The sequence below is a fragment of the uncultured Maricaulis sp. genome, from assembly GCF_963976135.1.
GTDB lineage: Bacteria > Pseudomonadota > Alphaproteobacteria > Caulobacterales > Maricaulaceae > Maricaulis.
In genome coordinates this window covers 1-24,572 of the sequence record NZ_CAXBKN010000039.1, presented here as the reverse complement: position 1 = coordinate 24,572, position 24,572 = coordinate 1, and the positions used below count along the sequence as shown (strand labels likewise).

Below are 24,572 nucleotides of genomic sequence, written 5' to 3'. Positions count from 1 at the left end.
GCGCTGGCAGGGCGTCCTTTCAGGTCTGACGGCACTACACGCCCGACCCGAATACCTGATTGGATTGGAAACGGAGAGCCGAGAGGCCACGGGAAAACTGCACGTGCGGGACGTCTCGAATGTCACGCTACTAACATTACCGGTTACCGGCATTCGCCGGCGTCCCGCACCCTCCCATCCCGGGAGGCCCACCCAAACCTCCAGCGGCAGGCCGCGTGGAGATTTTCGTGCAGGCGGCGATGCAGGCCCACTAGCCACCCCGACCGAAATCGGTCAAAACGCGGCCATGACAACCCAGCTCTATCTGATCACCCCGCCGCGCATTGATGCGCAATTCGCCGAGACCCTGGTCGAGGTGCTGGAAACCGGCGCGGTCGCGGCGCTGCAAATCCGGCTCAAGGATCATCAGCCCGACGAGATCCGCCAATTGGCGCCGCCGCTGATCGCACTGGCGCAGGCCCATGGCGTTGCCGCCATCCTCAATGATGATGCCGCCCTGGCCGCCGAGCTGGGCTGCGACGGCGTGCATCTGGGCCAGGACGACGGCAGTATCAAAGCCGCCCGCGAAATCCTCGGCAAGGATGGCACGATTGGTGTGACCTGCCATGACAGCCGCCATCTGGCGATGCTGGCCGGCGAGGCCGGTGCCGATTATGTCGCCTTTGGTGCCTTCTTCCCCACCACCACCAAAACGGTCACCCACCAGGCCGATATCGATCTGATCCAGTGGTGGATTGAAGTGTTCGAACTGCCCTGCGTCGCGATTGGCGGCATCAACGTCGACAATGCCGGCCCCTTGATCGAGGCCGGTGCCGATTTCATCGCCGTCTCCGCCGGCGTCTGGGAGCACCGGGACGGGCCGGTCGCCGCCGTCACCGCTTTTGAGGCGCTTTGCGCAGCGCGTTGAAACAACGGCTGCGAGGTTACAAATGCCTCAGCTTCCGGCTCGCGGTCTTGACCTTGCCGCAATCGCATCGCTGATAGGCGGCATGAAGATATTTTCTGCCCTTTGCCTGAGCTTCGTCCTCGCCGCACCTGCCCTGGCGCAGTTTGAGGTCGATTCCCCGCCAGCCGCTGCCGAGCCGCTGCAGGCTTTCCCCGCCGAGTTGATGCTCCTGCCCCAGGACGTACAGGATGCAGCGAGCGCCGGGATGGACGCGGCCGAGGCCGATCTGCCCGCCGGGCTAAGCGGTGCCGACGCGGCCTATTATCGTGCCCAGATCGCCTATATCGCCCAGGATTGGGTACTGGCGCGGCAATATGCCGAGACCGCGGCCGCGGGCGGCAATACCGAAGCCGCCATGCTTGCCGGAATGATGGCCCGCGACGGGCTGACCGGTGATCCCGACTATGCCGCTGCAGCGCAATGGTTTCGCCGTGCCGCCGAGCAGGATGCCCCGGTCGCGCTCTACCAGCTCGCCCTGCTGGCGCGCCGCGGCGAGCCGGGCCTTGGCCTGGGATCCGCGCGCAGCTGGTTTGAACGCGCGGCCCGGGTCGGACATGTCAATGCGATGCTGGGCCTGGCGATCGAGCTGAAGAATTCCCCGGTCCCGCAGGACGCGATCACGGCGCGCGAATGGGCTGAGCGGGCCGCACAGCAGGGCTCGCCTGAAGCCATGTACCAGCTGGCGCAAATGCTCGATGCCGGTGATGGCGGTGCAACCGATTCCGCCGGCGCGCGCAGCTGGTATGAGCGCGCCGCCAGTAATCGCCATGCCGAGGCAGCTTTCCAGGCGGCGATGATGTGGGCCAATGGCGAGGGCGGCGATCAGGATGATGCGGCCGCGTTGCGCTGGATGCGGATTTCCGCCGAGAGCGGCTATGCCCCGGCCGCCGGTCAATACGGTCTGATGCTGTATCAGGGGCGTGGCGCCGAACCCGATCCCGGTTCGGCGGCCGTCTGGTTTGCCCAGGGGGCCCGGGGCGGCGATGCCGAAAGCCAGTTTCTCTATGCCTTCGCCCTGGCGCGCGGCGATGGGGTGACGGCAGATCTTGAAACCGCCTATGGCTGGACGCTGATGGCGGCGGTCGATGCACTCGGTGCCCCGACTGGCGATCCCGATCGCGACCGCTTGCAGGCCGGGTTGGAGCGGGCTTTGCCGCTCGACGTGCAGCAACGGATCCGGGCCCAGGTCGACGCAATGCGATAATGTGCCAGTGCCGCGCCGCTTGCCGATCCCTGTCCCCGCTGATAGGAGAGCGCCACTCCACGGCCCAAGGGCCGCGCACACGGTTTTTTCCGATAGGTGACGCATGAAAATCAACGGCAATGAAATCCGCCCCGGCAATGTTCTGCAACATCAGGATTCGCTCTGGGTCGCGGTGAAGACCGACCACGTCAAGCCAGGCAAGGGCGGAGCCTTCGCCCAGGTCGAGCTGAAGAACCTGCTCGATGGCCGCAAGCTCAATGAACGCTTCCGCGCCGCCGACAAGGTCGAGCGCGTCCGCCTTGAGCAACGCGACCAGACTTTCCTGTTCGACAGCGGCGATACGCTGACCTTCATGGACGCCGAATCCTATGAGCAGATCGAATTGCGCAAGGATTTCGTTGGCGAGGAAAGCACGGCCTATCTGCAGGACGGCATGAATGTCGTGGTGGAATTCCACGAGGAGCGCCCGATCAGCATCACCCTGCCGCAATTCGTCACCCTGGAAATCACCGACACCGAGCCGGTGGTCAAGGGGCAGACAGCCGCCAATTCCTTCAAGCCCGCCATTCTGGAAAACGGTGTGCGCACCGCGGTCCCGCCCTTCGTCGGCACCGGCGAGCGTGTGGTGATCGCCACGGAAGACGGTTCATATGTGAAACGGGCGGAGTAGTCCTCATGGGTACGCTCTCTCCTCTTCTGACCGTCATGGTCGACGTTGCCGGCCGCGCCGGGCGCAAGCTCAACCGCGATTTTCGCGATGTCGAACATCTGCAGTATTCCAAAAAGGGCCCGGCCGATTTCGTGACCATGGCCGACCACAAGTCCGAAGAGATCATCTATGATCGCCTGATGACCGCACGGCCGGGCTATGGTTTCCTGATGGAAGAGCGTGGCATTGTCGAAGGCTCCGACCGTTCGCACCGCTGGATCGTCGATCCGCTCGACGGCACCACGAATTACCTGCACGGCATGCCGCATTTCGCAGTCTCCATCGCGCTTGAGCGCGAGGGCGAGCTTGTCGCTGGCGTGATCTACAATCCGGCAACGGATGAAATGTTCCACGCTGAAAAGGGCCGCGGGGCCTGGCTTGCCGACCGCCGCTTGCGCGTCGCGGGCCGCAATCAGCTCGATGAAGCCGTTTTCGCAACCGGCATGCCTTTCGTCGGCAAAACCGGCCATGCCCGTTTTCTCAAGGAATTGCACCAGGTCATGCCGCGCTGTGCCGGTATCCGCCGCATGGGTTCCGCCTCGCTCGATCTGGCCTGGGTCGCGGCCGGCCGCTATGACGGTTTCTGGGAACGCGATCTCAAGCCCTGGGATATCGCTGCCGGCCTGTTGCTGGTGCGCGAAGCCGGTGGCTATATCGCCGACATTGACGGTGGCAAGGATGTGCTCACCAGCGGCAATATCGCGGCTGGCAATGAGAGCATGCTGGCACAATTGATGGAACGGCTCAAAGTCGCCGCGGTCTGATCGCGGACGCGGTCTTGCGGGCAGATTTTCCCGCTTCAGCTTTGACCTCGCCACCAAATCGTCCCAATGCCTTGGGATGAGTGTCGCAGCGAGCGATGTGAGGGGAAGTGATGCCTGTACAGCATGATGAGCGGATGAGCGCGATCCGGCCGGACGTCCATTTCACAGGTCCCTGGCGCTATATTGTCTGGATGGCACTGTTCACCGGCGTTGTCCTCGCCCTCGCAGTCTTTCTGCACGCCCAGCTGATCGAGGCCTTCCAGGCCAATCCGGCGATCAATGGCGTTATCCTCGGCGTGCTGGTGATCGGCGTCCTCTACACATTTGCCCAGGCATTGGGCATCGGTCCCGCAGCCAATTGGCTCAAGCGTTTCCGCTCGGCCGAGGCCGGCATCACCCTGCCGCCGCCGCCCGCCCTGATCGCCCCGATGGCCTCGATGATCGGCGAGACCGATGGCCGGGTCCGCTTGTCGGCCGGTTCCGTCCGGACAGTGCTCGATTCGGTCGGTGCGCGGATGTCGGAAGCGGGTGCCTTCACGCGCTATTTCGGACGGCTGCTGATTTTCCTCGGCCTGCTGGGGACATTCTGGGGCCTGCTTGCAGTCGTCTCGGATGTCGGCCAGGCCGTGCGCGCCGTCACAGAAAGCTCCACCGGCGGCGAAGCCGATGTGATGCGGTTGATGGCGGCAATCCAGGATCCGATCGAGGGCATGGGCACCGCCTTTGCCTCCTCGCTCTTCGGTCTGGCCGGATCCCTGGTGATCGGTTTTCTCGACCTGCAGGCCAGCCGCGCCCAGAATCGTTTCTATAACGAGATCGAGGAATGGCTCTCCTCCATTTCGCGGCTGTCGGCCGCCGGACCGGCCAGCACCGGCGATGGCGAGACCTCCTCGGCCTATGTCGGGGCTTTGCTCGAGCAGACCGCCGAAACCCTCGACCGTCTCTCCCACACGCTGGAACGCCATACGCGCCAGCTCGACACGACCATGCAGCGCTTTGCTGAAGATGCACGCGAAGGCCAGCAGGAAGCGGCGCGGGCCTTGCGCGATGAAATCCGCGTTCTGATCCGGACCCTCGAAGCCCGGGACCGGGCGGGAGAATAGGTCATGGCGTCGCCGCGTTTCTCGCGTTTCCAGGAAGCCGATAACGGCGATCACTGGCCCGGCTTTGTCGACGCGCTGGCAACGCTGCTGCTGGTCATCGTCTTCCTGTTGTCGATTTTCGTGGCCGGGCAATTCGCGCTCAGCCGGGCGCTGACCGGGCGTGACCAGCAATTGGCTGACCTCAATGCCCAGCTCTCCCAGCTGGCCAATGAGCTCGATCTGGCGCGCGACGAGAATGCCGAGCTGGAAGTGCGCATCACCGGTCTGGTCGATGAGCGCGATGCCCTCAACACTGCGCTGGCCATGGCCTATGGCCAGGCCGAGTCGCTGGGTGCCGAGCTCGAGGCCGAGCGCGAGATGTCATCGGAATCGATGCGGGCGCTGGCGCTGCTGAACCAGCAGATGCAGGTGCTGCGCGACCAGATCGCGACGCTCAATGCCGCCCTCGAGGCCTCCGAACAGCGCGCCGAGGAGGCCGAGGTGCAGGTCATCAATCTCGGCGAGCGCCTCAATGCCGCCCTGGCCGAGCGCGCCGCCGAACTGGCGGTCTACCGCTCCGACTTCTTCGGGCGGCTACGCGCCATTCTCGGCAACCGGACCGGCGTGCGCATTGTCGGCGATCGCTTCGTGTTCGAGACCGATGTCCTCTTCCCGTCCGGCTCGGCGGCGCTGTCGAATGAGGGCCGCGAGAGCCTGCGGCCGATCGCCGATGCGATCATCCAGCTGACGACGGAAATCCCGTCCGATCTGCAATGGGTGATCCGCATTGACGGCCATACCGACCCGGTGCCGATCCGCACGACCTACCCCTCCAACTGGCACCTTTCGGCGGCGCGGGCGATCTCGGTGGTGCAATGGATGGAGCAATTGGGTGTGCCATCGGAACGGCTGGTCGCCGCCGGCTTCGGCGAGTTCCAGCCGCTGGTGCCCGGCCGCACCGCCGCGGACAATGCCCGCAATCGCCGTATCGAGCTGAAGCTGACTTCGCGCTAGGGGGCTCTCAGAACCCCTGGAACAGGAAATCCATCGCCGAAGTGATCTCGTCGCGATGCGCCTTGATATTTCCGACCGGCTTGCCGAGCCAATGGACCGGTTGTGCGCCCATATCGGTTGTCAGGAGCAGGTAAGTCTGGTCGCCAATCATCAGGACCGGTTTCAGTCTCGGCAGCGGCGGCTCTTCGGCCTGCTCGAGGACACGTAGCGGGATGACGATACGGCTGGCCAGATCGCCGAGAATTTCAGCCTGAACATCCACCATCAGCGGAATTCGACGGCTGCTGACCCGGTAGAGGTCGAACCGGGCCACCTAGGCGTCCTCCTCCGCCCACCAGGGAGTGGGGAGGGCCATGCCTTCGCGTACAACCCGCTCATTATGGGCCTTGATGGCTTCGGCATTCTCTTCAAGCCAGCGCCGGGATTGCTCGGCCTTCAGGGCCGCTTCGATCCCGACTTCAGCGGCACGTGAGATGTTGATTCCGAGGGCCTGGGCTTCCGACATGACGTCCTCACGTACGGTCAGGTTGACCCGTTGGCGATTGGTGGGGTTTTCATATTTCATCGGATGCAGATCCTCCAATTCGCGCAGGATTATACGTATAGAGTATGCGCATGTCCAGAATTCCGGCTGGTGGTGTCAAAACGCCGGCCGAGCCGACTCATTCCCTCGCTTGCCTCGCGCGCTGTCTTCAGGTATCAGCCCCGCTCCTGAGAGATATCAGCTGTGTGCGTCACGCGAGTTGGCGTGGCACAGCGAGAGAAGAAAGCCGGACCGATGAAACAAGATATCCATCCCGATTATCACCTCATCAATGTCGTGATGACCAATGGGACCACCTTCCAGACCAAGTCGACCTATGGCAAGGAAGGCGACACGATCAATCTCGATATCGATCCGACCTCGCACCCGGCCTGGACCGGCGGCAATGCACACCTGCTTGACCGCGCCGGCCGTGTCTCGCGCTTCAAGGACAAGTTCAAAGGCTTCGCTTGAGGCTTTACGCACTGACCTGATTGAAACAGGCGCGGTCCTCACCGGATCGCGCCTTTTCTCTGTCTGGCATCTCGCAAAATGCAAAAGGCCCCCCGAATTGCTTCGGAGGGCCTTTTTGCGAATCGGTGGGGCGATCAGGCCTGACTGAAGGCGCCGCGGAGTCTTTCCATATGGTCGGCGACCGGATTGCTTTCGATTTCCGGCATGCCGTCGGCATAGAGATTATCATCGATCCGCTTGAGGCGCGCATAGAGCGAGCGCGAGCGCTCGACCAGATCGGTCAATATACCCGGGGGCGTCTGGCCTTCAGGCCAGAGCTGCTCGCTCGGGCGGTCATTGTCCAGCCGATACTTGCCGTCGGTTGCATCTTCCGCCGTCATTTCGTCCTCGGCGACGGCGCGCTGTGCCAGCAGCCAGGAGGCCGCCTGCATCAGCCGCGTCGTCAGCTTCATGCTCTCTGTTGCGTAGGACAGCGCCCCGGCCCGGTTGAGGGATTTGGCATCATCGCGGCCGGCGCCGTCGAGATAGCTCGCCGTCTCCTCGACCAGGTCCATGCCCTCGCGGAAGAGCTTGCCGAACATCTCGGATTTGCAGAAGTCCATGGCCCGGGCTGCCGGTGCGGAGCCGGCCGGGAAAAGGGTAGGGGTCTGGCTATCGGTCATCATTCGTCCAGTTGTCCGTCTATCTTCAGCTTCTGGCGATTCGTAGCAAAGCTCGGGCCAGAGTGACCCAATTGGTTGATCAAATCTTGAAGACGGCGTCCGCCGCGCTCAGTCCGGCCCGCTTTTTCTCAGTAATGGCGTCGATTCGCTGGATTTCGGTTTCCAGCAATACCCGGCGCTCGGCGAGATCCGACAGGGAGAGCGCGCTCAGATCGGCACCGGGGATGATGGCTTCGGGCTTGAGGCTACTTGCGACCGTCTCATCGTCATGGAACATGTTGACCTCCATCAAAATCCTGACACCGCAATCCGTGCGTCACAGCATAACCCGAAGACTGGAAAACGCCCATGCCCGGCACTCAAACAAATCGCATCGTCACGGCCAATCCACCCGGCGGGCCTGAGGTTTTGCGCGTCGAGCCGCGGCCCATGCCGCAGGCCGGACCCGGTGAAATCCTGATCCGGGCCGCCGCTTGCGGCGTCAACCGGCCTGACCAGATCGAGCGGATGGGTTTTTATCCGGCACCGCCCGGCGCCCCCGAGGGGCTTGGCCTTGAGGTGTCCGGACTTGTCGAGGCGGTCGGTGAGGGCGTGACGGGTTTTGCGCCGGGGGATCGGGTTTGTGCCCTCGTGGCGGGCGGCGGCTACACCGATTTTGCCCTGGCGCCGGCAGGCTCGGTATTGCCGCTTCCGGCCGGGCTCGACCTGGTCGAGGCCGCGGGACTACCCGAAACGGTTTTCACCGTCTGGGCGAATGTGTTCGAGATTGGCGCATTGTTGCCCGGTGAAACAATCCTGATCCACGGCGGATCGAGTGGAATTGGCACGACGGCGATCCAGATGGCCAAGGCCGCCGGCGCCCGGGTGTTCACGACCGCCGGAACGGACGAGAAGTGTGCCTTGTGCCAGCAGCTCGGCGCCGATCGCGCGATCAATTATCGCGCCGAGGATTTCGAGGCGATTGTGACGGAAGCGGGCGGGGCCGATGTCGTGCTCGACATGGTCGGCGGCAGTTATGTGCAGAAGAATGTCAATCTGGCGCGCCCCGGTGGCCGCCTGGTCTCGATCGCCTTTCTCCAGGGCAGCCGGGTGGAGCTGGACATGATGCGCATCATGCTCAAGCGCCTGACGCTCACCGGCTCCACGCTGCGGGCGCGGCCCGTCGCCGAGAAAGCCAGGCTTGCCGCCGCCCTTCGCAAGACCGTGTGGCCGTGGATCGAAGCCGGGCAGCTGCGGCCGGTGATCGATGGCCGTTTTGCCCTCGCCGATGTCCGTTCCGCCCACGAACGGCTCGATTCAGGAACACATTCCGGCAAGATTCTGCTGCTGCCCTGATCCATGGAAGCGATATCCGCTTTGCAGACCGGGCTCGCTGCGATATAGAAGCGGCAAATCGCTTGGCTGGACTGATACTCAGACCGCTAGCGTCGGAAGCCCAAGCCCGGCACCGCGTCGGGCTTTTTTTATTTCTCCGAAGGAGCAAGACATGACCGAGATCCTGATGCCGAAAGCCACGGCGGTCTGGCTCGTTGACAACACCTCGCTGACCTTTGACCAGATCGCGGATTTCTGCGGTCTGCATCCACTGGAAGTCAAAGGGATTGCTGATGGCGATGTCGCTGTTGGTGTGCGCGGTGCCGATCCGATCTCCAACGGGCAATTGACCCGCGAGGAAATCGCCAAGGCCGAGGGCAAGTCAACATTCCGGATGACGCCGGTTCAGCCGAAATATTCCGATCTGCACCAGCCGGCCAAGCGCCGCGGTCCACGATACACGCCGCTGTCGCGCCGCCAGAACCGTCCTGATGCGATCGCCTGGCTGGTCCGCAATCACCCGGAATTGTCCGACCCGCAAATCTCGAAACTGGTCGGCACCACCAAGACAACGATCGCTGCGGTGCGTGACCGTACGCACTGGAATTCCGGTAGCATCAAGCCGACCGACCCGGTTTCGCTCGGCCTGTGCAGCCAGATCGATCTCGACGACCAGGTCAAGAAGGCCTCGTCGCGCCGCCGCAAGATCGAGGAAGACAATCCTGAGCTTCTGGCTGATACGCTTAAGCCGAGAGAGCAGCTGATTCCCGAGGCTGATGAGCGCGCCAATAGCGAAATCAATCTCGAGACGCTGTTCGGCAGCCCGTCGAAGAAAAGTGCCGAAGAAGACGAGGAATAGGCCGTATCCGAGCCGGGAACCGGGCGCAGGCCTTCAGCCTGTCACCCGTTCCGGCCTCGGGTCAGCGTGTGTGGGCCGCTCCAATGGCGGCCCCGGCCTTCGCGCAGCGCCGGTCTATTGGTCCGGAGGAACTGTGTAATTCAGCGCCAGGCGGCCACCATCTGCATAGATGGTCGTGCCGGTGATATAGCTCGAGTCCTTTGAGGCGAGGAATGAGGCGACCGAGGCGACTTCGTCTGGATCGCCGATCCGGTGCATCGGCGTGCGTGACAGTATCTTGTCCATCGCCGCCTTGTCGTCATTCACGGCCTTGAGCACATCGGTATTGATGCTGCCCGGCCCGATCGCATTGACGCGAATTCCGTATTTGGCCAGCGCCAGCGCCATTGATTTGGTCAGCTGGTTCAGTGCGCCCTTGCTGGTGCAATAGGCCAGCTGGTCGGGGATCGCCATGATGCCATTGACCGAAGACATGTTGATGATGGCGTAACGGCGCCTTGCATCATCGGCGCGCTCGCCGTTTTCCTCGATCTGTTCGACCATCTGCTTGGCGCAGGCGCGTGCGACCAGGAAGGCGCCGCGAAGATTGACCCCGATGACGCGGTCGAAATCCGCTTCCGACAATTCGAGAATATCGCCGCGGGCGACGACTCCGGCATTATTGACCAGGATATCGAGACGATCGAAGGCGGACCGTGTCTCCGCCAGAAGATTGCTGACCGAGAGCCGGTCCGAGACATCGCAGGGGACATAGAGTGCCCGGCCTCGATCACCGCCGAGCTCGCTGGCCAGTGCCGTGCCCGCATTGGCGTCGATATCGGCAATGACGACATTGCACCCGTCCTCGCTCAGGCGGCGGGCGCAGGCCTTGCCGATGCCATTTGCACCGCCGGTAATGATTGCAACGCGATCGCCAGAGGCCATGGGGTAAACCTTCCTGTAAATCTGGCGCAGGCAGCGCCGTCCAATTGTCTCCACTCGCACAGGCTGATGCGTTAGGCAATTCAACGGCCGGGCTGGCCCGAGTCAGGTTCAGGGGTGGCGGGTGCGCTCGAAGTCGGCGGTGATCTGAGGATCATCGGGATCAAGTTGATGGGCCCGCTGATAGAGCGCCTGCGCCTCGTCGAGGCGGCCAACGGCTTCCAGGGCCGTGGCATGGGAGTGGACAATCGCGCCCGTATCCGGTTCGATCGCGACGGCCTCTTCGCAGAGCGGCAGGGCAGTATCGGCGCGCCCGTCCTGGATCAGAGTCCAGCACAGCATGTTCAGGCTCGAACCGTTCTCCGGCTCCAGCTCCACCGCCTGCCGGGCATCGGCGACGGCTGCTGCGGGCATTCCCGCATCCAGCAGGGCACTTGACCGATTGAGCCAGGCGCCGACCCATTCCGGCTCGAGCCGGACAATCCGGTCATAGGACACGACAGCATCTGCATGCCGTTCCATCTGCTGGTAGACGAATCCCATATTCAGGAAGGTCAGCACATCGTCAGGCATTTCGCCCGCTGCGTGTTGCAGGTCGGAGAGGGCAGCCTCGAGCTGGCCGAGTTCGGCGCGGGCAATGCCGCGATTGCGCCACAGGGTCGGATTGGCGATCGCCGCGTGTTGGGTGTCGGCGATGGCGAATGCCATATTATAGGCCGACAGGGCGTCCTCAAACGCGTCCTCGGCGAGATAGGCGGCGCCAAGGGCGGCATAGGTCTGTACCTCGGCCTCCGGCTCAAGCTGGCTGGTTGCCAGGCATTCCTCCAGCAGACCCGCCGCCAGGGCGCTATCGCCGGCATCCATCGCAGCGCGACCGTCGCGGCAGGTCTCGGCGGGCAGTTGGGCCCGCGCCGAAGCGGACCAGGCCAGGCACAGGGCGCAAACGGTCACGAATAGGGCGCGCATTTTCATCTCCGATTCACTGGCCGCAAGCTGTTCTGCTCCAAGTCTACAACGCAAAAGGGGCGGCCCGAAAGCCGCCCCCCTGAATTTGGCTACCCGGTGGCTGTATTCAGCTCGCCGGTTCGCAAGGCCTCTATCTGTTCCTTCAATCGAAGCTTCTCCTTTTTCAATCGAGCGACCTCAAGCGAATCCGCCGACGGGTGTTTGAAAACCTCGTCGATTTGGGCATCCAGACGCGTGTGACGGGCGTCGAGCTCACGAATGCGGGCTGCGATTGGCATGGATTAAACTCCTCTGGTGAAGTGGATGAATGGATTGAAGCACGTTCCGGCGTTATGTCTATTCACGAAACGTTTCGGGGTTACGTGATGATGAAGCCAGACCGCATGATTGTCGGGGTCTCCGGGGCCTCCGGGATCATTTATGGCGTTCGGGCCCTGGAGGCTCTGCGCGAGCTGGGCATAGAGAGTCACATGGTCGCCTCGAAGGCCGCCGAGATGACGCTTCGCTACGAGACCGAGCTCTCGATTGCTCAATTCCGTGCCGGCGCTGATCATGTCTATAAAATGCCCGATGTCGGCGCCGCCATTGCTTCAGGCTCCTTCCAGACCCGCGGCATGCTGATCGCCCCGTGTTCGGTCCGCACCATGTCGGAGATTGCCTCGGGGGTGACGTCGAGCTTGCTGACGCGGGCCGCTGACGTCGTTCTCAAGGAACGGCGGCTGCTGGTACTGATGGTGCGCGAGACGCCGTTTCACCTTGGGCATATCCGGACGATGGAAACGCTGACGGAAATGGGGGCCGTGATTTGTCCGCCGCTGCCGGCCTTCTATGCCAAACCGGTGACGATTGATGACCTGGTCAACCAGTCCGTCGGGCGGGCGCTGGACCTGTTCGGGCTCGACTGGAGTTCAACGCGGCGCTGGGGCGAGGACCTTGAAGGCGGGCGCCGCTGACCGGCTGCCGGAAAACGCCGTGGCCGGAAACTCGGTGATTTCTTTGCCCGGCGAAAAGCGCTATCATGGCGGCTTCGGCGCGACGGGTGCCGACGGAGGCTTCCGGCCTGCGCAGGATCCGCACGGCCGCCTCGGCCAGAAATGAGACCGTACTGAAATGGACGGAGAATTCTTGGATCAACAGGACCTGGAATCACGCATTCTCAGCATGCGTGATGCGCATGAGGCCCTGAATAATGAAGTCGATGCGCTGGCGGAAAACGGCGTTGTCGACCAGCTCAAACTGGCGCGCCTGAAAAAGGAAAAACTGCGGATCAAGGACAGGCTCGCAGCCCTCAATGATCAGCTGACGCCGGATATTATTGCCTGACAACACCCTGGCGCGCGCCGCCCTGATCGCTTGTCTCAGGCTTCCTTGCGGCTCGCGGCCGCAAGCTGGCGTTTCTGATCCTGCTTGCGCGCATACATGACGGCGTCGGCCTCCGCCATGGCTTCGTCGGCATTGCGGCCAGCCTCGAGCGGATAGGCACCCCAGGCGACGCCGACATGCATTTCCTTGCCGCCATGAACGAAGGGTACGGTCTCGAGCATTTCGACGAGTTCACGTGCCTTGATGTCCGCACCGGCCGGACCGGTCAGGGTCAGCACGACGCCGAATTCATCTCCGCCCAGCCGGCCAACGGCATCGGTTTCGCGCACATGTGCCGTCAGCTGGGCGGCGACATGGTGCAGCGCGGCATCGCCAGCGGCATGGCCATAGGTGTCATTGATGTCCTTGAACCCGTTCAGATCCAGATAGATCAGGGCCGATGGCGCATTATGCCGTTCGGCCAGGGCAAGCGCCCGGCTGACTTCGCGCAGGAAGGCGCGCCGGTTGAGCACGGGCAGCAATACATCATGATCGGCGAGGGATTCCAGTTCGCGAACCCGGCCACGCAGGCGTTCGGTGTCCTTGCGCAGCTGATCGACCTCGCCCATCAGCGAGAGCAGGGCGCGCTGGACATTGGGGGTCAGCTCGGCTTCCGGCACGCCCATGATCGATGCGGCATCGCGCGGCGCCTCGGCCGCACCCGACGCGCCGGCACTCTTGGCGGCACCGGCCTTGCCGGTACGCGTGACGTCTCGCGTCGTATTTGTAGGTCCTATGCGCATGGGGGTGCGTCCTGGGCGATTCTGTTCCCCCTCAGGCTCGCCAAGTGTGGTTAAGAAACCCTCAAAAATGAAAAGAAACCCGCCCGCGCGACGGGCCATCTTGACCTGTGGCTGCTGAAAGCTATGGTCCCGCGCTTCCTTTTCACGTGCAGGAAGCATTATGAGCGATTTTTCGCCGATTTCCCCAGCCGATCCCGTCGACGTCTCAATCATCATGGGGTCGCGGTCCGACTGGCCGACCATGCGGAAAACCGCCGGGATTCTGGATGAGTTGAATATCCGCTACGAAACCCGTGTCGTTTCAGCCCATCGCACGCCCGACCGTATGGTCGAATTCGCGAAAGCGGCGCGTGACCGGGGTATCAAGGTGATTATCGCCGGCGCCGGCGGGGCCGCGCATTTGCCCGGCATGGTCGCAGCGATGACGACGCTGCCCGTGCTCGGCGTACCGATCAAGTCCAAGGCGCTGAACGGCCAGGACAGTCTGCTCTCCATCGTCCAGATGCCCGGCGGGATTCCAGTCGGGACGCTGGCGATCGGCGATGCCGGCGCCAAGAATGCCGGCCTGCTGGCAGCCTCTATTCTCTCGCTCGCCGATTCGCAGATCGAGGCCGCGCTGTCGGCCTGGCGTCAGGCGCAGACAGACAGCGTTGCGGAATCGGTCGAGGATTGAGCCCGCAATGAGTAAACGCCCGCTCGCGCCCGGCTCTGTCATCGGTATTCTCGGCGGTGGCCAGCTCGGCCGCATGCTGGCGATCGCGGGTGCCCGTCTGGGTTTTGACATGCATATTTTCGATCCCGAGCCGGATTGCCCGGCTGCGCGGGTTGCAGCACGTTCCTGGGCAGCGCCCTGGTCGGACGCAGGAGCCGTGGAAGCCTTCGCCGACCGCTGCGATGCCATGACCTATGAATTCGAGAATATTCCTGTCGAGGCCGTCACTGTCGCGGCGGCAACATCGCGTCTCCAGCCTGGCGCCCTCTCTCTGGAGCTGACACAGGACCGCATCACCGAAAAGCGCTTCATCAATGATGCCGGCGTCGCCACCGTGCCCTTCGCGCCCGTCGGCAGCGCATCAGATCTGCCGGCCGCGATTGCGGTGACCGGCCTGCCCGCCGTGCTCAAGACCCGCCGTTTCGGCTATGACGGCAAGGGGCAGGCCTGGATCCGCACGCCGGAAGATGCCGCTGCGGCCTGGGAAGCGATTGGCGAACAGCCCGCCATTCTCGAAGGTGCAGCCGATTTTGTGCGCGAATTGTCCGTCGTCGCGGCGCGCTCGGTCGATGGTGTGGTGAAGGCCTGGCCCTTGTCGGAAAATGTCCATGGCGATGGCATATTGAAACAGAGCACCGCCCCGGCACCGGGCGTCGATGCGGCCCTGCAGGCACGAGCGCTCGAGATCGCGACGGCGCTGGGCGATGGCATGGCGCATGTCGGCGTGTTCGCGGTCGAGCTGTTCGATCTGGGCGGCGGCACGCTGCTGGTCAACGAGATCGCACCGCGCGTCCACAATACCGGCCATTGGACGATGGATGCCTGCGGCTGTGACCAGTTTGAACAGCATATCCGCGCTGTGGCCGGCTGGCCGCTTGGCGATCCGGCGCCGCACTCCTCGGCGGTGATGACCAATCTGATCGGCCATGATGTCGATGACTGGCAGGCGCTGGTGTCAGACCCGCATGTGCGTCTGCATCTCTATGGCAAGCGCAAGGCCCGCAAGGGCCGCAAGATGGGGCATGTGAACCGGCTGGGGCCGCTGAACGGCTAGTGTGCCAGCGGGCAGGACCTTGTCCTTGCTCGTCGCTCACCTTACCTAGAGCAGATATGCTGCCCCAAAACACCCTCCACTTTGATCGCCGCCATGATTGCGGCCCGTTCGACATTGTCGGCGATGTGCATGGCTGTGCCGGAGAGCTGGAAATCCTGCTCGGCAAGCTTGGCTATTCAGTTGAGCATGACGGCCCCGAGGGACATCGTCACTACGAGATTTCTCACCCGCAGGGCCGCCGCGTCGTCTTCCTCGGCGATCTGGTCGATCGTGGGCCACGCTCGCCGGACGTTTTGCGCCTGGCGATGTCGATGGTTGAAGCGGAGCGGGCGCTGTGCGTCAGTGGCAATCATGATGACAAGCTGCGGCGCTGGCTGCTCGGCCGTGACGTCAAGGTCTCACACGGGCTGGGCGATACGATCTCCCAATTCCAGACCCAGCCGGACGGGTTTCGCGACACCGTCCATGATTTCCTGGACCAGTTGGCCCACCATCATGTGCTCGATGACGGCGGGTTGATTGTCGCCCATGCCGGGCTGGTTGAGGAGATGCACTATCAGAGCGGGGGCAAGGCGCGAGGCTTTGCGCTCTATGGCGCTACCACGGGCGAACAGGACGAATATGGCCTGCCGGTCCGGCTCGATTGGGCGCTGGACTATGCCGGTGAGGCCCACGTGGTCTACGGCCATATGGCGGTCACCGAGGCGGTCTGGGTCAACCGGACGATCTGCATCGATACTGGATGCGTGTTTGGCGGCCAGCTGACAGCCCTGCGCTGGCCGGAACGCAAATTGGTGACGGTCGGGGCGCTGGAGACCTATTACGCCTCCCTGCGGCCGCGCTAGCGGACTTCAGGCCGGCTAGCTGCGCGGGCCGGGTCCGTAGCGCATCCGGCCGAGCAGGCCGCCAATATCGGGAAGGTCCGCCGTCAATTTCAGGACCTGGCCCTTGGTCTTCTCGAAATCCATTACATTCTGTATCCGCCGGTCGAGGAATGCGCGCGCCATGGGCTTGTCGGCACTGTCCTCATTGAGCCAGCTCGACAGGGTCGTGCCGAAGACGCCGGAAAGAATCGCCCGCTTGGAGTAGAAATTCGCATCGGTCGAGGTGTCGCCGATGGCGCGCCAGATCATGTCCGCTGTCGCCCAGAGCAATTGCGGGGCCTGCGTTGCTGCATCGGGCAAAAGCAGCCGCGCCCTGGCGCGCCGGGCGGCTTCCTCATGTGGCGCGATGGCTTCCAGCCGGCACAGCACGCTGAAGGTCACGCGTTCGCGAATTTTCATCTTGGCCAGTTCGGCCTTGACGATCTTGCGCCCGGCCTGGCGATCAAGTTGGCGCGACCAGAAGCCGATCAGCTCAAGATCGCCGCCAGGGCAGGCATTGCGGGCGTCACCGGACGACAAGCCCGCGTCATCACAAGCCTTTTTGAAGGTCGAGGATGACCAGCCATCGAAGGCAGCATGGGCCAGCGCGGCCTCCAGCAACTGTGTGCGGACGGTCTCTGTGTGAGTGCGGGGGGCGGTTTCAGTGTCGATCATGTGCCATATGTACCGGACTGGGCCGCTGCAGTCACCCGCGACGAATGCGCTGACGGAGTAGACTCAGCATCGCGGCTCTGGTATCAGCCGCGCCTCTGGCAAACTAGCGACGTGGGGGTGGCCCTCGCGTCCAACTTATGGAGAGAGAGCCATCGTTCAGATCGTTGTGCGCGATAATAATGTGGAGCAAGCGCTCCGCGCGCTGAAGAAAAAAATGCAACGGGAGGGTACCTTCCGTGAAATGAAGCGTCGGAATCATTACGAGAAGCCCTCGGAGAAGAAGGCTCGCCAGAAGGCTGAAGCCATTCGCCGTGCGCGCAAGCTCGCCCGCAAGCGCGCTCAGCGTGAAGGCCTCGTGGCCGTCCGTGGTGGCACCGTTCGTCGCTAGGGTTCGCCAGAGCCTGTAGAATTCAGCAAAACGCCGCGCCCCTTAAGGGACGCGGCGTTTTCTTTCGTTTCTGATCGGGCGGCGCCGGGCCTCAGCCCGCCTTGCGCTTGCCGCCCAGCTGGAACCAGCCCTTCACCGTGTCCTGGTTGGCCTGGTTGAGCGCACCCATGCGGAACATCACGCCGGCACCCCAGATGACGCCCGCAGCGGTGACAATCATTACCAGCGTTGTGCCGATGACATCGAACAGGGCCGGGTCTTGCGGCAGGCGCGCCAGCATGATGAAGGGCGTCCACAGCGGGATCCAGCTGGCGATGACGATGATTGGCGAATCGGGGGCATCCGCGGCCACCATCACCAGGAAGAGCGGCACCATCATGATCAGCATCATCGGGCTCATCAGGGTCTGGGCATCCTGCAGCGTCTCGCACAGCGAGCCGATCGCCAAAAAGATCGCGCCATACATCAGATAGCCAATGATGAAATAGCCGATGGCGGGGAAGACCAGTGCCGGATCGAGCACGGCGGCCATGATCTCGCCGAGAGGCAGGCCTGCGGCGAAGGCGAATTGCTGCACCACGAGGCCAACCGTCGCGGCCAGTCCGCCCCAGGCGAGCAATAATGTGGTCGACACGCCGGCGACGCCGAGCAGCTTGCCGGTCAGGATCTCATGATGCCGTGACGAGGCGAGCATCATCTCGAGCACCTTGTTGCCTTTCTCCTCGATCATCGCGGTGAGCAGCATGTTGACGACCGAGAAGATCACGATCCACAGCCCGAAAGCGACCGCGATGGCGACAATGATCGGCAGGCGTTCCGCAGTGGTCACCTCGGCAGCCTCGGCGCTGCGCTCGGGATTGAGTTCGCGCACGGTCGGGGTCAGTTCGCCTGCCGCGGCCACCAGTTCGGGCGAAACGCCATTTTCGAGCAGCCGGTTGAGCTGCATGTATTCACGCAGCGTCCGGCGGATTCCGGATCGCAATTCGCCGTCGGTGAGGTTGGTGCTCCAGTATTCGATCTCTACCCCGCCCTCGGCATCTTGGCGCAAATAGATCGCGGCGAAGAGCGGCTGCGGGCCCTCCTCGGTCTCAACATTCTGTTCGCCGAGCAGATAGGGCCGCAGGGTTTCGATATCGGTCGCCTCGGGATAGACGCGGATATATTTCTCTGCCGGCGCAGGGGCATTGGCGATTGCAGCCTCGACGGCCGGGCTGTCGCCAAGCATTTCGGTGGCTGCCTGACGGGTCGCCGCGGCCTGGGCCTCGCGCGATGCCGCACCCTGGCTTTCGATCGCCGCATCAAGCACGCCGCCGGACTCGTCGATCAGCGCGTAATAGCGCGTCGGCTGGGAGCTTTCGATCAGGATGGGCAAGCCAAAGCCCAGGGCCATGAACATCGGCATTGAGGCGAGCGAGAGCCAGAAGCCCCAGGTGGCGACATAGGAGAGGTATTCGCGGCGGGCGATGAGATAGATGGCGCGCATCAGACAGCCTCCCCTGCAGGTGTTTCGTTTTCAAACTGGCCACTGGTCTCGACCAGATGGACAAAGGCATCATGCAGATGTGCCCGTGCCGGCTCGAAGCGCAGCAGACGGATATTGCCGTCGACGCAGGCCTTGAGCACGTCCTGGGCGTCAATGCCCGGCCCGAGATCGATCAGCCAGCGCCGGGCGCCATCGGCGGCACCGGCTTCCTGCACGACCTCGCCGAGCGGTGCGAAGGTTTGCGCCAGATCATGGTCGGATACCGTCTCGAGGATGACGCGGCGCGGAATCATGCCCAGGGCGCCCTCGACAGTTCCGTCAAAGACCTTGCGTCCCTTGGCGACCAGGATGATCTTGTCGCACAGGCGCTCGGCATGTTCCATTACATGGGTCGAGAAGAGAATGGTTGCGCCGGCCTCGGCGCGGGCGCGGACGATCTGTTCCAGGGCCTTCTGATTGACCGGATCGAGACCGGAAAAGGGTTCGTCGAGAATGATAAATTCGGGATCATGGATCAGGGTCGAGATGATCTGGATCTTCTGGGCCATGCCCTTGGAGAGCGTTTTCACCTTGCTGTCGGCGACATCGGCGAGCCCGAACTCTTCCAGCATGGCGAGGCCGCGCCGGCGAGCCTCGACCGGTGCCACGCCCTTCAGGCGGGCAAAGAAAATGATCACGTCGATCACTTTCATTTTGCGATAAATGCCTCGTTCTTCGGGCAAAAATCCAACCCGCTCGAGCGCGCTGGCCCGCGGCCGGCCGCCAAACAGGCTGACCTGGCCGGCATCCGGCGTGAGGATGCCGAGCGCCATGCGCAGGCTGGTCGATTTGCCGGCGCCGTTCGGGCCGAGAAAGCCGGTGATCTCGCCGCGCCTGACGGTGAAGCTCAGATCGCGGACGGCCGATTTGCCGCTGAATGTTTTCGAGACGCCATCGAGCGACAAAATGATTTCGGACATGAGACCCCCAAGAGTGAGCGGCAAGTCTAGGCAGACCGGTCGTGGCAAGCTACCGGTATTGAGCAGGTCGCCATCCCCCCATTTGCTGCTGGACTGCCGGAAGACCGCGCCTGTCCTGCCATAAGGCGCTATGTTGCGGTTCCTGCGCTATCGCCCGCCCGGCGATGATGGTGACAAGTGAGATCCTATGGCGCACGATCCCCGCGCAAGCCTTTTGGCCCTGAAGGCCGAATTGCTCGCCCTGTCGCAGGCTTCTACCGGAGACCGTGAACCGGTCGAGCTCGACCAGCAATCCATTGGCCGTCTCTCGCGGCTCGACTCGATGCAGGTCCAGGCGATGGCCCGCGCTTCCGATGTCCGCCGCATTCAGGAAATTCGCCGCATCGAGGCGGCGCTGAAACGGGTTGATGAGGACGAGTATGGCTGGTGTGTGGAATGCGGCGAGGCGATTGATCCGAAGCGGCTGGAGATTGATCTGGCTGCGGCACGGTGTGCCGGCTGCGCCTGATCCGGTTGCCAGGCTCGGCGGCCCTGTGCGAAACCTTGCGATGCCGGGTGATGTGGTCCGGTGCCGAATTGTTGAATCCTGCCCATGAGATTGTCCGAAACGCTTGATCTTGAGCCGGCGCGGGCCGGATTGCGCAGCGATGGCCGGGCGCGGATTGCCGGCTTGCTGGCCCCTGACGCCCTGCGACAGCTGACCGGTGCAATCTCGGATGTTTCGAAATGGTTGCTGGTCACGCGGCTGGGCGAGAAACATCTCAATCTCGACGCCGCCGCGATGCGCGATCTCCCACCGGCCCAGCGCGCCGAGTTTGACGGCCGGGTGGCGACGGCGGCGCGCGCCGGTTTTCAATATCTCTATGAGACCTATCCGCTCTACGACAAGGCCCATGCCGGCACTCTCGAAGCCGAGGCCCCGGTCCTGGCCAGGCTGTTTGCCTTCCTCAATGGCGAGACCTTCCTGGGCGCGATGCGCGATGTCCTCGACGCGCCGCAAATCAGTTTCGCCGACGGGCAATTGACCTGCTATCGCGGCGGCCATTTCCTGACCCGTCATGATGATGGCGTCGCCGGCAAGAACCGCGTCGCGGCCTTCGTGCTCGGCCTCACCGCCGGCTGGCAGGGCGATTGGGGTGGGCAGCTGCAATTCTACGATCCGGACGGCAATGTTGAAGCCGCCTATGTGCCGCGCATGAATACGCTGTCGCTGTTCAAGGTGCCGCAACCGCATGCGGTCTCGATGGTGGCCAGTTACGTCACGACGCCACGCCTGGCGATCACCGGCTGGCTGCGCTCGGGCGAGGATCCGGGCATCGATATGTAGTCGCGATCAAGTTTTGACGGCGATGCCGGCATAATTGAACGCGGCGAATTTCGGGCTCTTGGGCAGATACATCGCCTCGAGCTGTTCGATCCCGAAACCGGCTGCCTGCATCAGCGTGTCAGGATGGCGGGTGAGGTGACAGCCGCCGCCGATCGGCTTCCACACCGGCTCGATGCGCCTTTGCCATTTTGCGACACCGGGATCAGGCGCAGCGCCATGCTCGGAGAAGAGCAGCTTTCCGCCCGGCTTGAGCACGCGGCGCATCTGCGCCAGTGCGGCCTCGGCGTCGGGAATGGTGCACAAGGTATAGGTCAGCACGACGGTATCGACCGAGGCATCCTCGAGCGGGATCTCCTCGCCGGGCAGATCGATCAGCTCGACGCTCACCGGGCAGGCGGCGATTGCATCGGCCGCCTTGCGCCGCATGCCTTCGGAGGGTTCCAGCGCGTAGAGATGGGTGACCTTGGCCGGATCATAGAAGGACAGATTGGGTCCGGCACCGAAGCCGACTTCCAGCACGCGGCCTGTCGCCAGGGGCACGATCTGGGAGCGTTTCTTCATGATCTGCGGCTGGCCGCAGGCGAAGCCGATGACGTGCGGCAGGATGTGTTCGTGGTAAAAGCTCATGCGCCGACACTAGGGCAGGCCCGGGAAACTCTCCACGTATTTGATGCGGACATCCGGGAAGCTGTCGACAAACTGGATCGAGAAATCCGCAAAGCTCGTCACATAGGTCCATTCGCCGCAGCTATCGGCGAAGCTGGTCACCTGTTTGACCTTGAGATCGGGAAAGCTGCTGACGATCTGGACGCGGATATCGGGCAGACTCTCCACCACCTCCACCTCGCCATAGAGCGGGATGCCGTTCCAGGTGCAGTCCTCGGCGACGGAGCCGGTTTGGGCAAGGATGAGTTCAGCAAACATGGTGTGAGAATGTCACTTCCAGGCTGAACGAATTATGAGCGGGAAGCCGGACCGAGTGCCAGCCAGGCGAAGGCGATGCCCAGCACCAGGATGGCCGGTGAGAAAAACATCGCGTTCAGGGTCGCGAAGGGTTCGCTCGCACGGCTGAACGGCCCGGGCAGATAGGCATAGATCCCGCGTGCCAGCATGATGAAGGCGACGACGCCGAGCGGGATGCGTGAGAAAAGCACGGAGTCGTGGCCGAATGCGCCGCGGGCCAGCGCGAAACCGGCTGCCGCGAATACCAGAACCGCCACGGCGAGCGAGTGCAGTCCCGGCGGCATGGTCTGCGATCGGGTGATGCCGATAACAGTCTTGACCAGGTCTGCCTCGGTCGCCGCCGGCCACAGGCCACCAACCGCCCAATAGGCGTGCAGGATCGCGATCACGCTCATGACCGCAAAGACCGTCCATCCCAGTAACGGCATCATGCTGACCTGCCGCCGGGCTGTTTGGTCGCCGCAGGCCCGTTCACCCCATCGCCTTATTGATTTCTTCCGCCATCTTCTTGGCATCGCCGAGCAGCATCATGGTGTTGTCGCGGAAGAAGAGCGGGTTCTCGACCCCGGCATAGCCCGACGCCAGCGAGCGCTTGACGAAGAAGACGGTCTTGGCCTTCCACACCTGCAAGACCGGCATGCCGTAGATCGGCGAGGACGGGTCGTCCTCGGCGGCCGGATTGGTGACGTCATTGGCACCGATTACGAAGGCGACATCGGCATTGGCGAAGGCCGAATTGATGTCCTCCAGTTCGAACACCTCGTCATAGGGCACATTGGCCTCGGCGAGGAGGACGTTCATGTGTCCCGGCATCCGCCCGGCGACCGGGTGAATGGCGTAGGAGATCTCGACGCCCTCATGCTTGAGGATGTCGGCCATTTCCTTGAGCGCATGCTGGGCCTGGGCGACCGCCATGCCATAGCCGGGCACGATGATGACCTTGCCGGCATTCTTGAGCACGAAGGCAGCGTCTTCCGCCGAGCCCTGTTTGGCATTGCCTTGCGGGCCGGCCAGGGCGGCAGCGCCGCTATCTTCGCCGAAACCGCCGAGAATGACCGAGATGAAGGAGCGATTCATGCCCTTGCACATGATGTAGGACAGGATCGCACCGGAGGAGCCCACCAGGGCACCGGTCACAAGAAGCGCCGTGTTTTCCAGCGTGAAGCCGAGTGCGGCGGCGGCCCAGCCGGAATAGGAATTGAGCATCGAGACGACCACCGGCATGTCGGCGCCGCCAATCGGGATGATCAGGGTTACGCCGATGATGAAAGCGGCGAGCGCGATCAGCCAGAAGGCCATTTTGGCCTCGCCGCCTGAAGCCATCAGGAAGGCGATCATCACGGCGATGAAGACGCCAAGCGCGATATTGATCGCATGGCGCATCGGCAGGAGGATGGGCGCACCGGACATATTGCCGTTGAGCTTCGCAAAGGCGATCACCGATCCGGAGAAGGTGATGGCGCCAATTGCGGTGCCGAGCGAAAGCTCGAACAGGGAAAGCTTGTGCAAATGCCCGCTGGCATCGGCGATGCCGAAGGCTTCCGGGGCAAACAGGGCCGCGGCGGCCACCAGCACGGCGGCCATGCCGACGAGGGAGTGAAAGGCGGCGACGAGCTGCGGCATCGAGGTCATCGAGATGCGCCGCGCAATCACGGCGCCAATGCCGCCACCGACCATCACGCCGCCGACGATCAGGGCGATCGAGGCCGGGTCGAGCTGGGCTGCGAGCAGGGAGGTGATGATGGCGATGGCCATGCCGGCCATGCCGAAGAAATTGCCCTGACGGGCGGTTTCCGGGCTCGACAGGCCGCGCAGGGCGAGGATGAAGAGAATGCCCGAAAGCAGGTAGAGGAGGGCTGCGATATTTGCCGACATGCTCTAGCGCTCCTTTTTCTTGTACATCGCCAGCATGCGCTGGGTGACAAGAAATCCACCGAAGATATTGACGCTGGCGAGCACGATGGCGAGCGTGCCCAGGCCGCGCGAGAAGCCGGCCCCGCCGCTGCCATCATCGGACACACCGGTCGCGGTCGCGGCCAGCAGCGCGCCGACAATGATCACCGAGGAGATCGCATTGGTGACGGCCATCAACGGCGTGTGCAGGGCGGGTGTCACCGACCAGACGACGTAATAACCGATGAAAATCGCGAGGATAAAGATCGCGAGACGAAAGATGACGGGATCTACGGCTTCCATCGGATCAGGCCTCCTGTTTCACGAGTGTCGGGTGGATGACCGCGCCATCGCGGGTCAGAGCCATGCCCTGGATGATTTCATCGTCCCAGTGCGGGGCGCGCGCGCCGTCCTCGCCGACCAGAAGCGGCAGGAGATTGGCGAGGTTCTTGGCGTAGAGCGCCGAGCTGTCGGCGGCGAGACGGCCGGGCAGGTTGGAGAAGCCGGCAATCATCACGCCCTGATGGGTGACGATCTCATCGGCCTTGGTCAGCTCGCAATTGCCGCCATTGGGTGCGGCCAGATCGATGATCACCGAACCGGGCTTCATGCTCTCGACCATCGCCTTGGTGATCAGTTTCGGCGCCGGGCGGCCCGGGATCAGCGCCGTGGTGACGACGATGTCCTGCTTGGCGATATGGCCGGCGACCAG

34 protein-coding genes and 1 pseudogene are annotated in these 24,572 nt (G+C 63.2%); 18 read left to right on the top strand and 17 right to left on the bottom strand.

Going from position 1 to position 24,572, the window contains the following annotated elements; translation table 11 throughout:
- Nucleotides 1–286 precede the first annotated feature (286 nt).
- The 6 genes from thiE to AAC023_RS07175 all read left to right on the top strand — a co-directional run bounded on the left by thiE (nucleotide 287) and on the right by AAC023_RS07175 (nucleotide 5,719).
- Nucleotides 287–907 carry a thiamine phosphate synthase gene (thiE, locus tag AAC023_RS07200; protein ID WP_339739621.1) on the top strand — a complete coding sequence of 207 codons (621 nt, stop codon included), beginning with the start codon at nucleotides 287–289 and terminating at the stop codon, nucleotides 905–907.
- An 82-nt stretch (nucleotides 908–989) separates the two neighbouring features.
- Entirely contained in the window at nucleotides 990–2,150 is a 1,161-nt protein-coding gene (locus tag AAC023_RS07195; protein WP_339739619.1) for a tetratricopeptide repeat protein, read from the top strand.
- A gap of 103 nt (nucleotides 2,151–2,253) precedes the next feature.
- Nucleotides 2,254–2,820 carry an elongation factor P gene (gene efp / locus AAC023_RS07190; protein ID WP_339739617.1) on the top strand — a complete coding sequence of 189 codons (567 nt, stop codon included), beginning with the start codon at nucleotides 2,254–2,256 and terminating at the stop codon, nucleotides 2,818–2,820.
- A gap of 5 nt (nucleotides 2,821–2,825) precedes the next feature.
- The gene (locus AAC023_RS07185; protein WP_339739615.1) at nucleotides 2,826–3,623 is read left to right on the top strand and encodes an inositol monophosphatase family protein; all 798 of its coding nucleotides are present in this window, start codon (nucleotides 2,826–2,828) and stop codon (nucleotides 3,621–3,623) included.
- Between the two features lie 110 nt (nucleotides 3,624–3,733).
- A complete protein-coding gene (locus AAC023_RS07180; RefSeq protein WP_339739613.1) occupies nucleotides 3,734–4,726 on the top strand; it encodes a hypothetical protein in 993 nt (330 codons plus the stop codon).
- 3 nt (nucleotides 4,727–4,729) lie between these two features.
- On the top strand, nucleotides 4,730–5,719 hold the full coding sequence (locus tag AAC023_RS07175; protein ID WP_339739611.1) for a peptidoglycan-binding protein: 990 nt from the start codon (nucleotides 4,730–4,732) through the stop codon (nucleotides 5,717–5,719).
- A 7-nt stretch (nucleotides 5,720–5,726) separates the two neighbouring features.
- On the opposite strand, the gene AAC023_RS07170 is transcribed toward AAC023_RS07175, so the two are convergent.
- Nucleotides 5,727–6,032 carry a CcdB family protein gene (locus AAC023_RS07170; protein WP_339739609.1) on the bottom strand — a complete coding sequence of 102 codons (306 nt, stop codon included), beginning with the start codon at nucleotides 6,030–6,032 and terminating at the stop codon, nucleotides 5,727–5,729.
- Nucleotides 6,033–6,284 carry a type II toxin-antitoxin system CcdA family antitoxin gene (locus AAC023_RS07165; RefSeq protein ID WP_339739607.1) on the bottom strand — a complete coding sequence of 84 codons (252 nt, stop codon included), beginning with the start codon at nucleotides 6,282–6,284 and terminating at the stop codon, nucleotides 6,033–6,035.
- A 213-nt stretch (nucleotides 6,285–6,497) separates the two neighbouring features.
- Here AAC023_RS07165 and rpmE point away from each other — a divergent pair, with 213 nt between their 5' ends.
- Nucleotides 6,498–6,716, top strand: a complete 219-nt coding sequence (gene rpmE / locus AAC023_RS07160) for a 50S ribosomal protein L31 (RefSeq protein WP_339739605.1) — start codon at nucleotides 6,498–6,500, stop codon at nucleotides 6,714–6,716.
- 134 nt (nucleotides 6,717–6,850) lie between these two features.
- Here rpmE and AAC023_RS07155 read toward each other — a convergent pair whose 3' ends face one another.
- On the bottom strand, nucleotides 6,851–7,381 hold the full coding sequence (locus AAC023_RS07155) for a DUF1465 family protein (RefSeq protein ID WP_339739603.1): 531 nt from the start codon (nucleotides 7,379–7,381) through the stop codon (nucleotides 6,851–6,853).
- A 76-nt stretch (nucleotides 7,382–7,457) separates the two neighbouring features.
- Nucleotides 7,458–7,655 carry a DUF1192 domain-containing protein gene (locus AAC023_RS07150; RefSeq protein ID WP_143024058.1) on the bottom strand — a complete coding sequence of 66 codons (198 nt, stop codon included), beginning with the start codon at nucleotides 7,653–7,655 and terminating at the stop codon, nucleotides 7,458–7,460.
- A 71-nt stretch (nucleotides 7,656–7,726) separates the two neighbouring features.
- Between AAC023_RS07150 and AAC023_RS07145 the strand changes: the two genes are divergently transcribed.
- The gene (locus AAC023_RS07145; RefSeq protein WP_339739599.1) at nucleotides 7,727–8,713 is read left to right on the top strand and encodes an NAD(P)H-quinone oxidoreductase; all 987 of its coding nucleotides are present in this window, start codon (nucleotides 7,727–7,729) and stop codon (nucleotides 8,711–8,713) included.
- Between the two features lie 151 nt (nucleotides 8,714–8,864).
- A complete protein-coding gene (locus tag AAC023_RS07140) occupies nucleotides 8,865–9,551 on the top strand; it encodes a cell cycle transcriptional regulator TrcR (RefSeq protein WP_339739597.1) in 687 nt (228 codons plus the stop codon).
- Between the two features lie 114 nt (nucleotides 9,552–9,665).
- Here the strand turns inward: AAC023_RS07140 and AAC023_RS07135 are convergent, their stop codons facing one another.
- The 3 genes from AAC023_RS07135 to AAC023_RS07125 form a co-directional block, all read right to left on the bottom strand.
- The gene (locus AAC023_RS07135) at nucleotides 9,666–10,475 is read right to left on the bottom strand and encodes an SDR family NAD(P)-dependent oxidoreductase (RefSeq protein ID WP_339739595.1); all 810 of its coding nucleotides are present in this window, start codon (nucleotides 10,473–10,475) and stop codon (nucleotides 9,666–9,668) included.
- 108 nt (nucleotides 10,476–10,583) lie between these two features.
- Nucleotides 10,584–11,444, bottom strand: a complete 861-nt coding sequence (locus tag AAC023_RS07130) for a tetratricopeptide repeat protein (protein ID WP_339739593.1) — start codon at nucleotides 11,442–11,444, stop codon at nucleotides 10,584–10,586.
- Between the two features lie 83 nt (nucleotides 11,445–11,527).
- A complete protein-coding gene (locus AAC023_RS07125) occupies nucleotides 11,528–11,716 on the bottom strand; it encodes a DUF465 domain-containing protein (protein WP_339739591.1) in 189 nt (62 codons plus the stop codon).
- Nucleotides 11,717–11,803: 87 nt separating this feature from the next.
- On the opposite strand from AAC023_RS07125, the gene AAC023_RS07120 reads away from it, so the two are divergent.
- Genes AAC023_RS07120 through AAC023_RS07110 form a run of 3 tightly spaced genes read left to right on the top strand, consistent with a single transcriptional unit; the run spans nucleotide 11,804 to nucleotide 12,761 of the window.
- Entirely contained in the window at nucleotides 11,804–12,391 is a 588-nt protein-coding gene (locus tag AAC023_RS07120; protein ID WP_339739589.1) for a UbiX family flavin prenyltransferase, read from the top strand.
- Nucleotides 12,372–12,536, top strand: coding sequence for a hypothetical protein (locus AAC023_RS07115; protein WP_339739587.1), 165 nt, complete (start codon nucleotides 12,372–12,374; stop codon nucleotides 12,534–12,536). The genes AAC023_RS07120 and AAC023_RS07115 overlap by 20 nt, the downstream gene beginning before the upstream one ends.
- 27 nt (nucleotides 12,537–12,563) lie before the next feature.
- Nucleotides 12,564–12,761: a DUF465 domain-containing protein gene (locus AAC023_RS07110; RefSeq protein ID WP_339739585.1), complete on the top strand. Its 198-nt coding sequence runs from the start codon at nucleotides 12,564–12,566 to the stop codon at nucleotides 12,759–12,761.
- A 35-nt stretch (nucleotides 12,762–12,796) separates the two neighbouring features.
- On the opposite strand, the gene AAC023_RS07105 is transcribed toward AAC023_RS07110, so the two are convergent.
- Nucleotides 12,797–13,543, bottom strand: coding sequence for a GGDEF domain-containing protein (locus tag AAC023_RS07105; RefSeq protein WP_339739583.1), 747 nt, complete (start codon nucleotides 13,541–13,543; stop codon nucleotides 12,797–12,799).
- Between the two features lie 160 nt (nucleotides 13,544–13,703).
- Between AAC023_RS07105 and purE the strand changes: the two genes are divergently transcribed.
- The 3 genes from purE to AAC023_RS07090 are packed head-to-tail and all read left to right on the top strand — an operon-like array spanning nucleotide 13,704 to nucleotide 16,154.
- On the top strand, nucleotides 13,704–14,216 hold the full coding sequence (gene purE, locus AAC023_RS07100) for a 5-(carboxyamino)imidazole ribonucleotide mutase (protein ID WP_339739581.1): 513 nt from the start codon (nucleotides 13,704–13,706) through the stop codon (nucleotides 14,214–14,216).
- Nucleotides 14,217–14,223: 7 nt separating this feature from the next.
- Nucleotides 14,224–15,309, top strand: a complete 1,086-nt coding sequence (locus AAC023_RS07095) for a 5-(carboxyamino)imidazole ribonucleotide synthase (RefSeq protein WP_339739579.1) — start codon at nucleotides 14,224–14,226, stop codon at nucleotides 15,307–15,309.
- Between the two features lie 56 nt (nucleotides 15,310–15,365).
- Nucleotides 15,366–16,154 (top strand): metallophosphoesterase, encoded by a 789-nt coding sequence (locus AAC023_RS07090; protein WP_339739577.1) that lies wholly within the window; start codon nucleotides 15,366–15,368, stop codon nucleotides 16,152–16,154.
- Nucleotides 16,155–16,169: 15 nt separating this feature from the next.
- On the opposite strand, the gene AAC023_RS07085 is transcribed toward AAC023_RS07090, so the two are convergent.
- Nucleotides 16,170–16,847, bottom strand: coding sequence for a COQ9 family protein (locus tag AAC023_RS07085; RefSeq protein WP_339739575.1), 678 nt, complete (start codon nucleotides 16,845–16,847; stop codon nucleotides 16,170–16,172).
- A 151-nt stretch (nucleotides 16,848–16,998) separates the two neighbouring features.
- On the opposite strand from AAC023_RS07085, the gene rpsU reads away from it, so the two are divergent.
- On the top strand, nucleotides 16,999–17,235 hold the full coding sequence (gene rpsU / locus AAC023_RS07080; RefSeq protein ID WP_091768260.1) for a 30S ribosomal protein S21: 237 nt from the start codon (nucleotides 16,999–17,001) through the stop codon (nucleotides 17,233–17,235).
- Between the two features lie 91 nt (nucleotides 17,236–17,326).
- Here rpsU and AAC023_RS07075 read toward each other — a convergent pair whose 3' ends face one another.
- Together AAC023_RS07075 and AAC023_RS07070 are read right to left on the bottom strand one after the other, a co-directional pair.
- Nucleotides 17,327–18,718 (bottom strand): ABC transporter permease, encoded by a 1,392-nt coding sequence (locus tag AAC023_RS07075; RefSeq protein WP_339739573.1) that lies wholly within the window; start codon nucleotides 18,716–18,718, stop codon nucleotides 17,327–17,329.
- On the bottom strand, nucleotides 18,718–19,677 hold the full coding sequence (locus AAC023_RS07070) for an ATP-binding cassette domain-containing protein (protein ID WP_339739571.1): 960 nt from the start codon (nucleotides 19,675–19,677) through the stop codon (nucleotides 18,718–18,720). Before AAC023_RS07070 ends, AAC023_RS07075 begins: the two co-directional genes overlap by 1 nt.
- A gap of 187 nt (nucleotides 19,678–19,864) precedes the next feature.
- On the opposite strand from AAC023_RS07070, the gene AAC023_RS07065 reads away from it, so the two are divergent.
- A complete protein-coding gene (locus tag AAC023_RS07065) occupies nucleotides 19,865–20,185 on the top strand; it encodes a TraR/DksA C4-type zinc finger protein (protein ID WP_339739569.1) in 321 nt (106 codons plus the stop codon).
- 84 nt (nucleotides 20,186–20,269) lie between these two features.
- Nucleotides 20,270–21,004: a 2OG-Fe(II) oxygenase family protein gene (locus AAC023_RS07060; protein WP_339739567.1), complete on the top strand. Its 735-nt coding sequence runs from the start codon at nucleotides 20,270–20,272 to the stop codon at nucleotides 21,002–21,004.
- Between the two features lie 6 nt (nucleotides 21,005–21,010).
- Here AAC023_RS07060 and AAC023_RS07055 read toward each other — a convergent pair whose 3' ends face one another.
- The 6 genes and pseudogenes from AAC023_RS07055 to AAC023_RS07030 form a co-directional block, all read right to left on the bottom strand.
- The gene (locus AAC023_RS07055; RefSeq protein ID WP_339739565.1) at nucleotides 21,011–21,631 is read right to left on the bottom strand and encodes a class I SAM-dependent methyltransferase; all 621 of its coding nucleotides are present in this window, start codon (nucleotides 21,629–21,631) and stop codon (nucleotides 21,011–21,013) included.
- 9 nt (nucleotides 21,632–21,640) lie between these two features.
- Nucleotides 21,641–21,928 (bottom strand): hypothetical protein, encoded by a 288-nt coding sequence (locus tag AAC023_RS07050; protein WP_339739563.1) that lies wholly within the window; start codon nucleotides 21,926–21,928, stop codon nucleotides 21,641–21,643.
- Nucleotides 21,929–21,960: 32 nt separating this feature from the next.
- On the bottom strand, nucleotides 21,961–22,362 hold the full coding sequence (locus AAC023_RS07045) for a DUF3995 domain-containing protein (RefSeq protein WP_339739561.1): 402 nt from the start codon (nucleotides 22,360–22,362) through the stop codon (nucleotides 21,961–21,963).
- A 76-nt stretch (nucleotides 22,363–22,438) separates the two neighbouring features.
- Nucleotides 22,439–23,842 carry an NAD(P)(+) transhydrogenase (Re/Si-specific) subunit beta gene (locus AAC023_RS07040; protein ID WP_339739559.1) on the bottom strand — a complete coding sequence of 468 codons (1,404 nt, stop codon included), beginning with the start codon at nucleotides 23,840–23,842 and terminating at the stop codon, nucleotides 22,439–22,441.
- Between the two features lie 3 nt (nucleotides 23,843–23,845).
- A complete protein-coding gene (locus tag AAC023_RS07035) occupies nucleotides 23,846–24,163 on the bottom strand; it encodes an NAD(P) transhydrogenase subunit alpha (protein ID WP_339739557.1) in 318 nt (105 codons plus the stop codon).
- Nucleotides 24,164–24,167: 4 nt separating this feature from the next.
- A pseudogene (locus tag AAC023_RS07030) lies at nucleotides 24,168–24,572 on the bottom strand (NAD(P)(+) transhydrogenase (Re/Si-specific) subunit alpha); the annotation flags it as partial.

Excerpts from the sequence above, each read along its gene's own strand:
- AAC023_RS07155 (WP_339739603.1), bottom strand. The coding sequence starts at position 7,381 with ATGATGACCGATAGCCAGACCCCTACCCTTTTCCCGGCCGGCTCCGCA.
- AAC023_RS07120 (WP_339739589.1), top strand. The coding sequence starts at position 11,804 with ATGATGAAGCCAGACCGCATGATTGTCGGGGTCTCCGGGGCCTCCGGG.
- AAC023_RS07075 (WP_339739573.1), bottom strand. The coding sequence starts at position 18,718 with ATGCGCGCCATCTATCTCATCGCCCGCCGCGAATACCTCTCCTATGTC.
- AAC023_RS07085 (WP_339739575.1), bottom strand. The coding sequence starts at position 16,847 with ATGATCGACACTGAAACCGCCCCCCGCACTCACACAGAGACCGTCCGC.
- purE (WP_339739581.1), top strand. The coding sequence starts at position 13,704 with ATGAGCGATTTTTCGCCGATTTCCCCAGCCGATCCCGTCGACGTCTCA.
- thiE (WP_339739621.1), top strand. The coding sequence starts at position 287 with ATGACAACCCAGCTCTATCTGATCACCCCGCCGCGCATTGATGCGCAA.
- AAC023_RS07090 (WP_339739577.1), top strand. The coding sequence starts at position 15,366 with ATGCTGCCCCAAAACACCCTCCACTTTGATCGCCGCCATGATTGCGGC.
- AAC023_RS07065 (WP_339739569.1), top strand. The coding sequence starts at position 19,865 with ATGGCGCACGATCCCCGCGCAAGCCTTTTGGCCCTGAAGGCCGAATTG.
- rpmE (WP_339739605.1), top strand. The coding sequence starts at position 6,498 with ATGAAACAAGATATCCATCCCGATTATCACCTCATCAATGTCGTGATG.
- AAC023_RS07035 (WP_339739557.1), bottom strand. The coding sequence starts at position 24,163 with ATGGAAGCCGTAGATCCCGTCATCTTTCGTCTCGCGATCTTTATCCTC.
- AAC023_RS07105 (WP_339739583.1), bottom strand. The coding sequence starts at position 13,543 with ATGCGCATAGGACCTACAAATACGACGCGAGACGTCACGCGTACCGGC.
- AAC023_RS07045 (WP_339739561.1), bottom strand. The coding sequence starts at position 22,362 with ATGAGCGTGATCGCGATCCTGCACGCCTATTGGGCGGTTGGTGGCCTG.
- AAC023_RS07145 (WP_339739599.1), top strand. The coding sequence starts at position 7,727 with ATGCCCGGCACTCAAACAAATCGCATCGTCACGGCCAATCCACCCGGC.
- efp (WP_339739617.1), top strand. The coding sequence starts at position 2,254 with ATGAAAATCAACGGCAATGAAATCCGCCCCGGCAATGTTCTGCAACAT.
- AAC023_RS07185 (WP_339739615.1), top strand. The coding sequence starts at position 2,826 with ATGGGTACGCTCTCTCCTCTTCTGACCGTCATGGTCGACGTTGCCGGC.
- AAC023_RS07060 (WP_339739567.1), top strand. The coding sequence starts at position 20,270 with ATGAGATTGTCCGAAACGCTTGATCTTGAGCCGGCGCGGGCCGGATTG.
- AAC023_RS07165 (WP_339739607.1), bottom strand. The coding sequence starts at position 6,284 with ATGAAATATGAAAACCCCACCAATCGCCAACGGGTCAACCTGACCGTA.
- AAC023_RS07070 (WP_339739571.1), bottom strand. The coding sequence starts at position 19,677 with ATGTCCGAAATCATTTTGTCGCTCGATGGCGTCTCGAAAACATTCAGC.
- AAC023_RS07040 (WP_339739559.1), bottom strand. The coding sequence starts at position 23,842 with ATGTCGGCAAATATCGCAGCCCTCCTCTACCTGCTTTCGGGCATTCTC.
- AAC023_RS07150 (WP_143024058.1), bottom strand. The coding sequence starts at position 7,655 with ATGTTCCATGACGATGAGACGGTCGCAAGTAGCCTCAAGCCCGAAGCC.
- AAC023_RS07095 (WP_339739579.1), top strand. The coding sequence starts at position 14,224 with ATGAGTAAACGCCCGCTCGCGCCCGGCTCTGTCATCGGTATTCTCGGC.
- AAC023_RS07050 (WP_339739563.1), bottom strand. The coding sequence starts at position 21,928 with ATGTTTGCTGAACTCATCCTTGCCCAAACCGGCTCCGTCGCCGAGGAC.
- AAC023_RS07055 (WP_339739565.1), bottom strand. The coding sequence starts at position 21,631 with ATGAGCTTTTACCACGAACACATCCTGCCGCACGTCATCGGCTTCGCC.
- AAC023_RS07125 (WP_339739591.1), bottom strand. The coding sequence starts at position 11,716 with ATGCCAATCGCAGCCCGCATTCGTGAGCTCGACGCCCGTCACACGCGT.
- AAC023_RS07140 (WP_339739597.1), top strand. The coding sequence starts at position 8,865 with ATGACCGAGATCCTGATGCCGAAAGCCACGGCGGTCTGGCTCGTTGAC.
- AAC023_RS07195 (WP_339739619.1), top strand. The coding sequence starts at position 990 with ATGAAGATATTTTCTGCCCTTTGCCTGAGCTTCGTCCTCGCCGCACCT.
- AAC023_RS07130 (WP_339739593.1), bottom strand. The coding sequence starts at position 11,444 with ATGAAAATGCGCGCCCTATTCGTGACCGTTTGCGCCCTGTGCCTGGCC.
- AAC023_RS07135 (WP_339739595.1), bottom strand. The coding sequence starts at position 10,475 with ATGGCCTCTGGCGATCGCGTTGCAATCATTACCGGCGGTGCAAATGGC.
- AAC023_RS07175 (WP_339739611.1), top strand. The coding sequence starts at position 4,730 with ATGGCGTCGCCGCGTTTCTCGCGTTTCCAGGAAGCCGATAACGGCGAT.
- AAC023_RS07180 (WP_339739613.1), top strand. The coding sequence starts at position 3,734 with ATGCCTGTACAGCATGATGAGCGGATGAGCGCGATCCGGCCGGACGTC.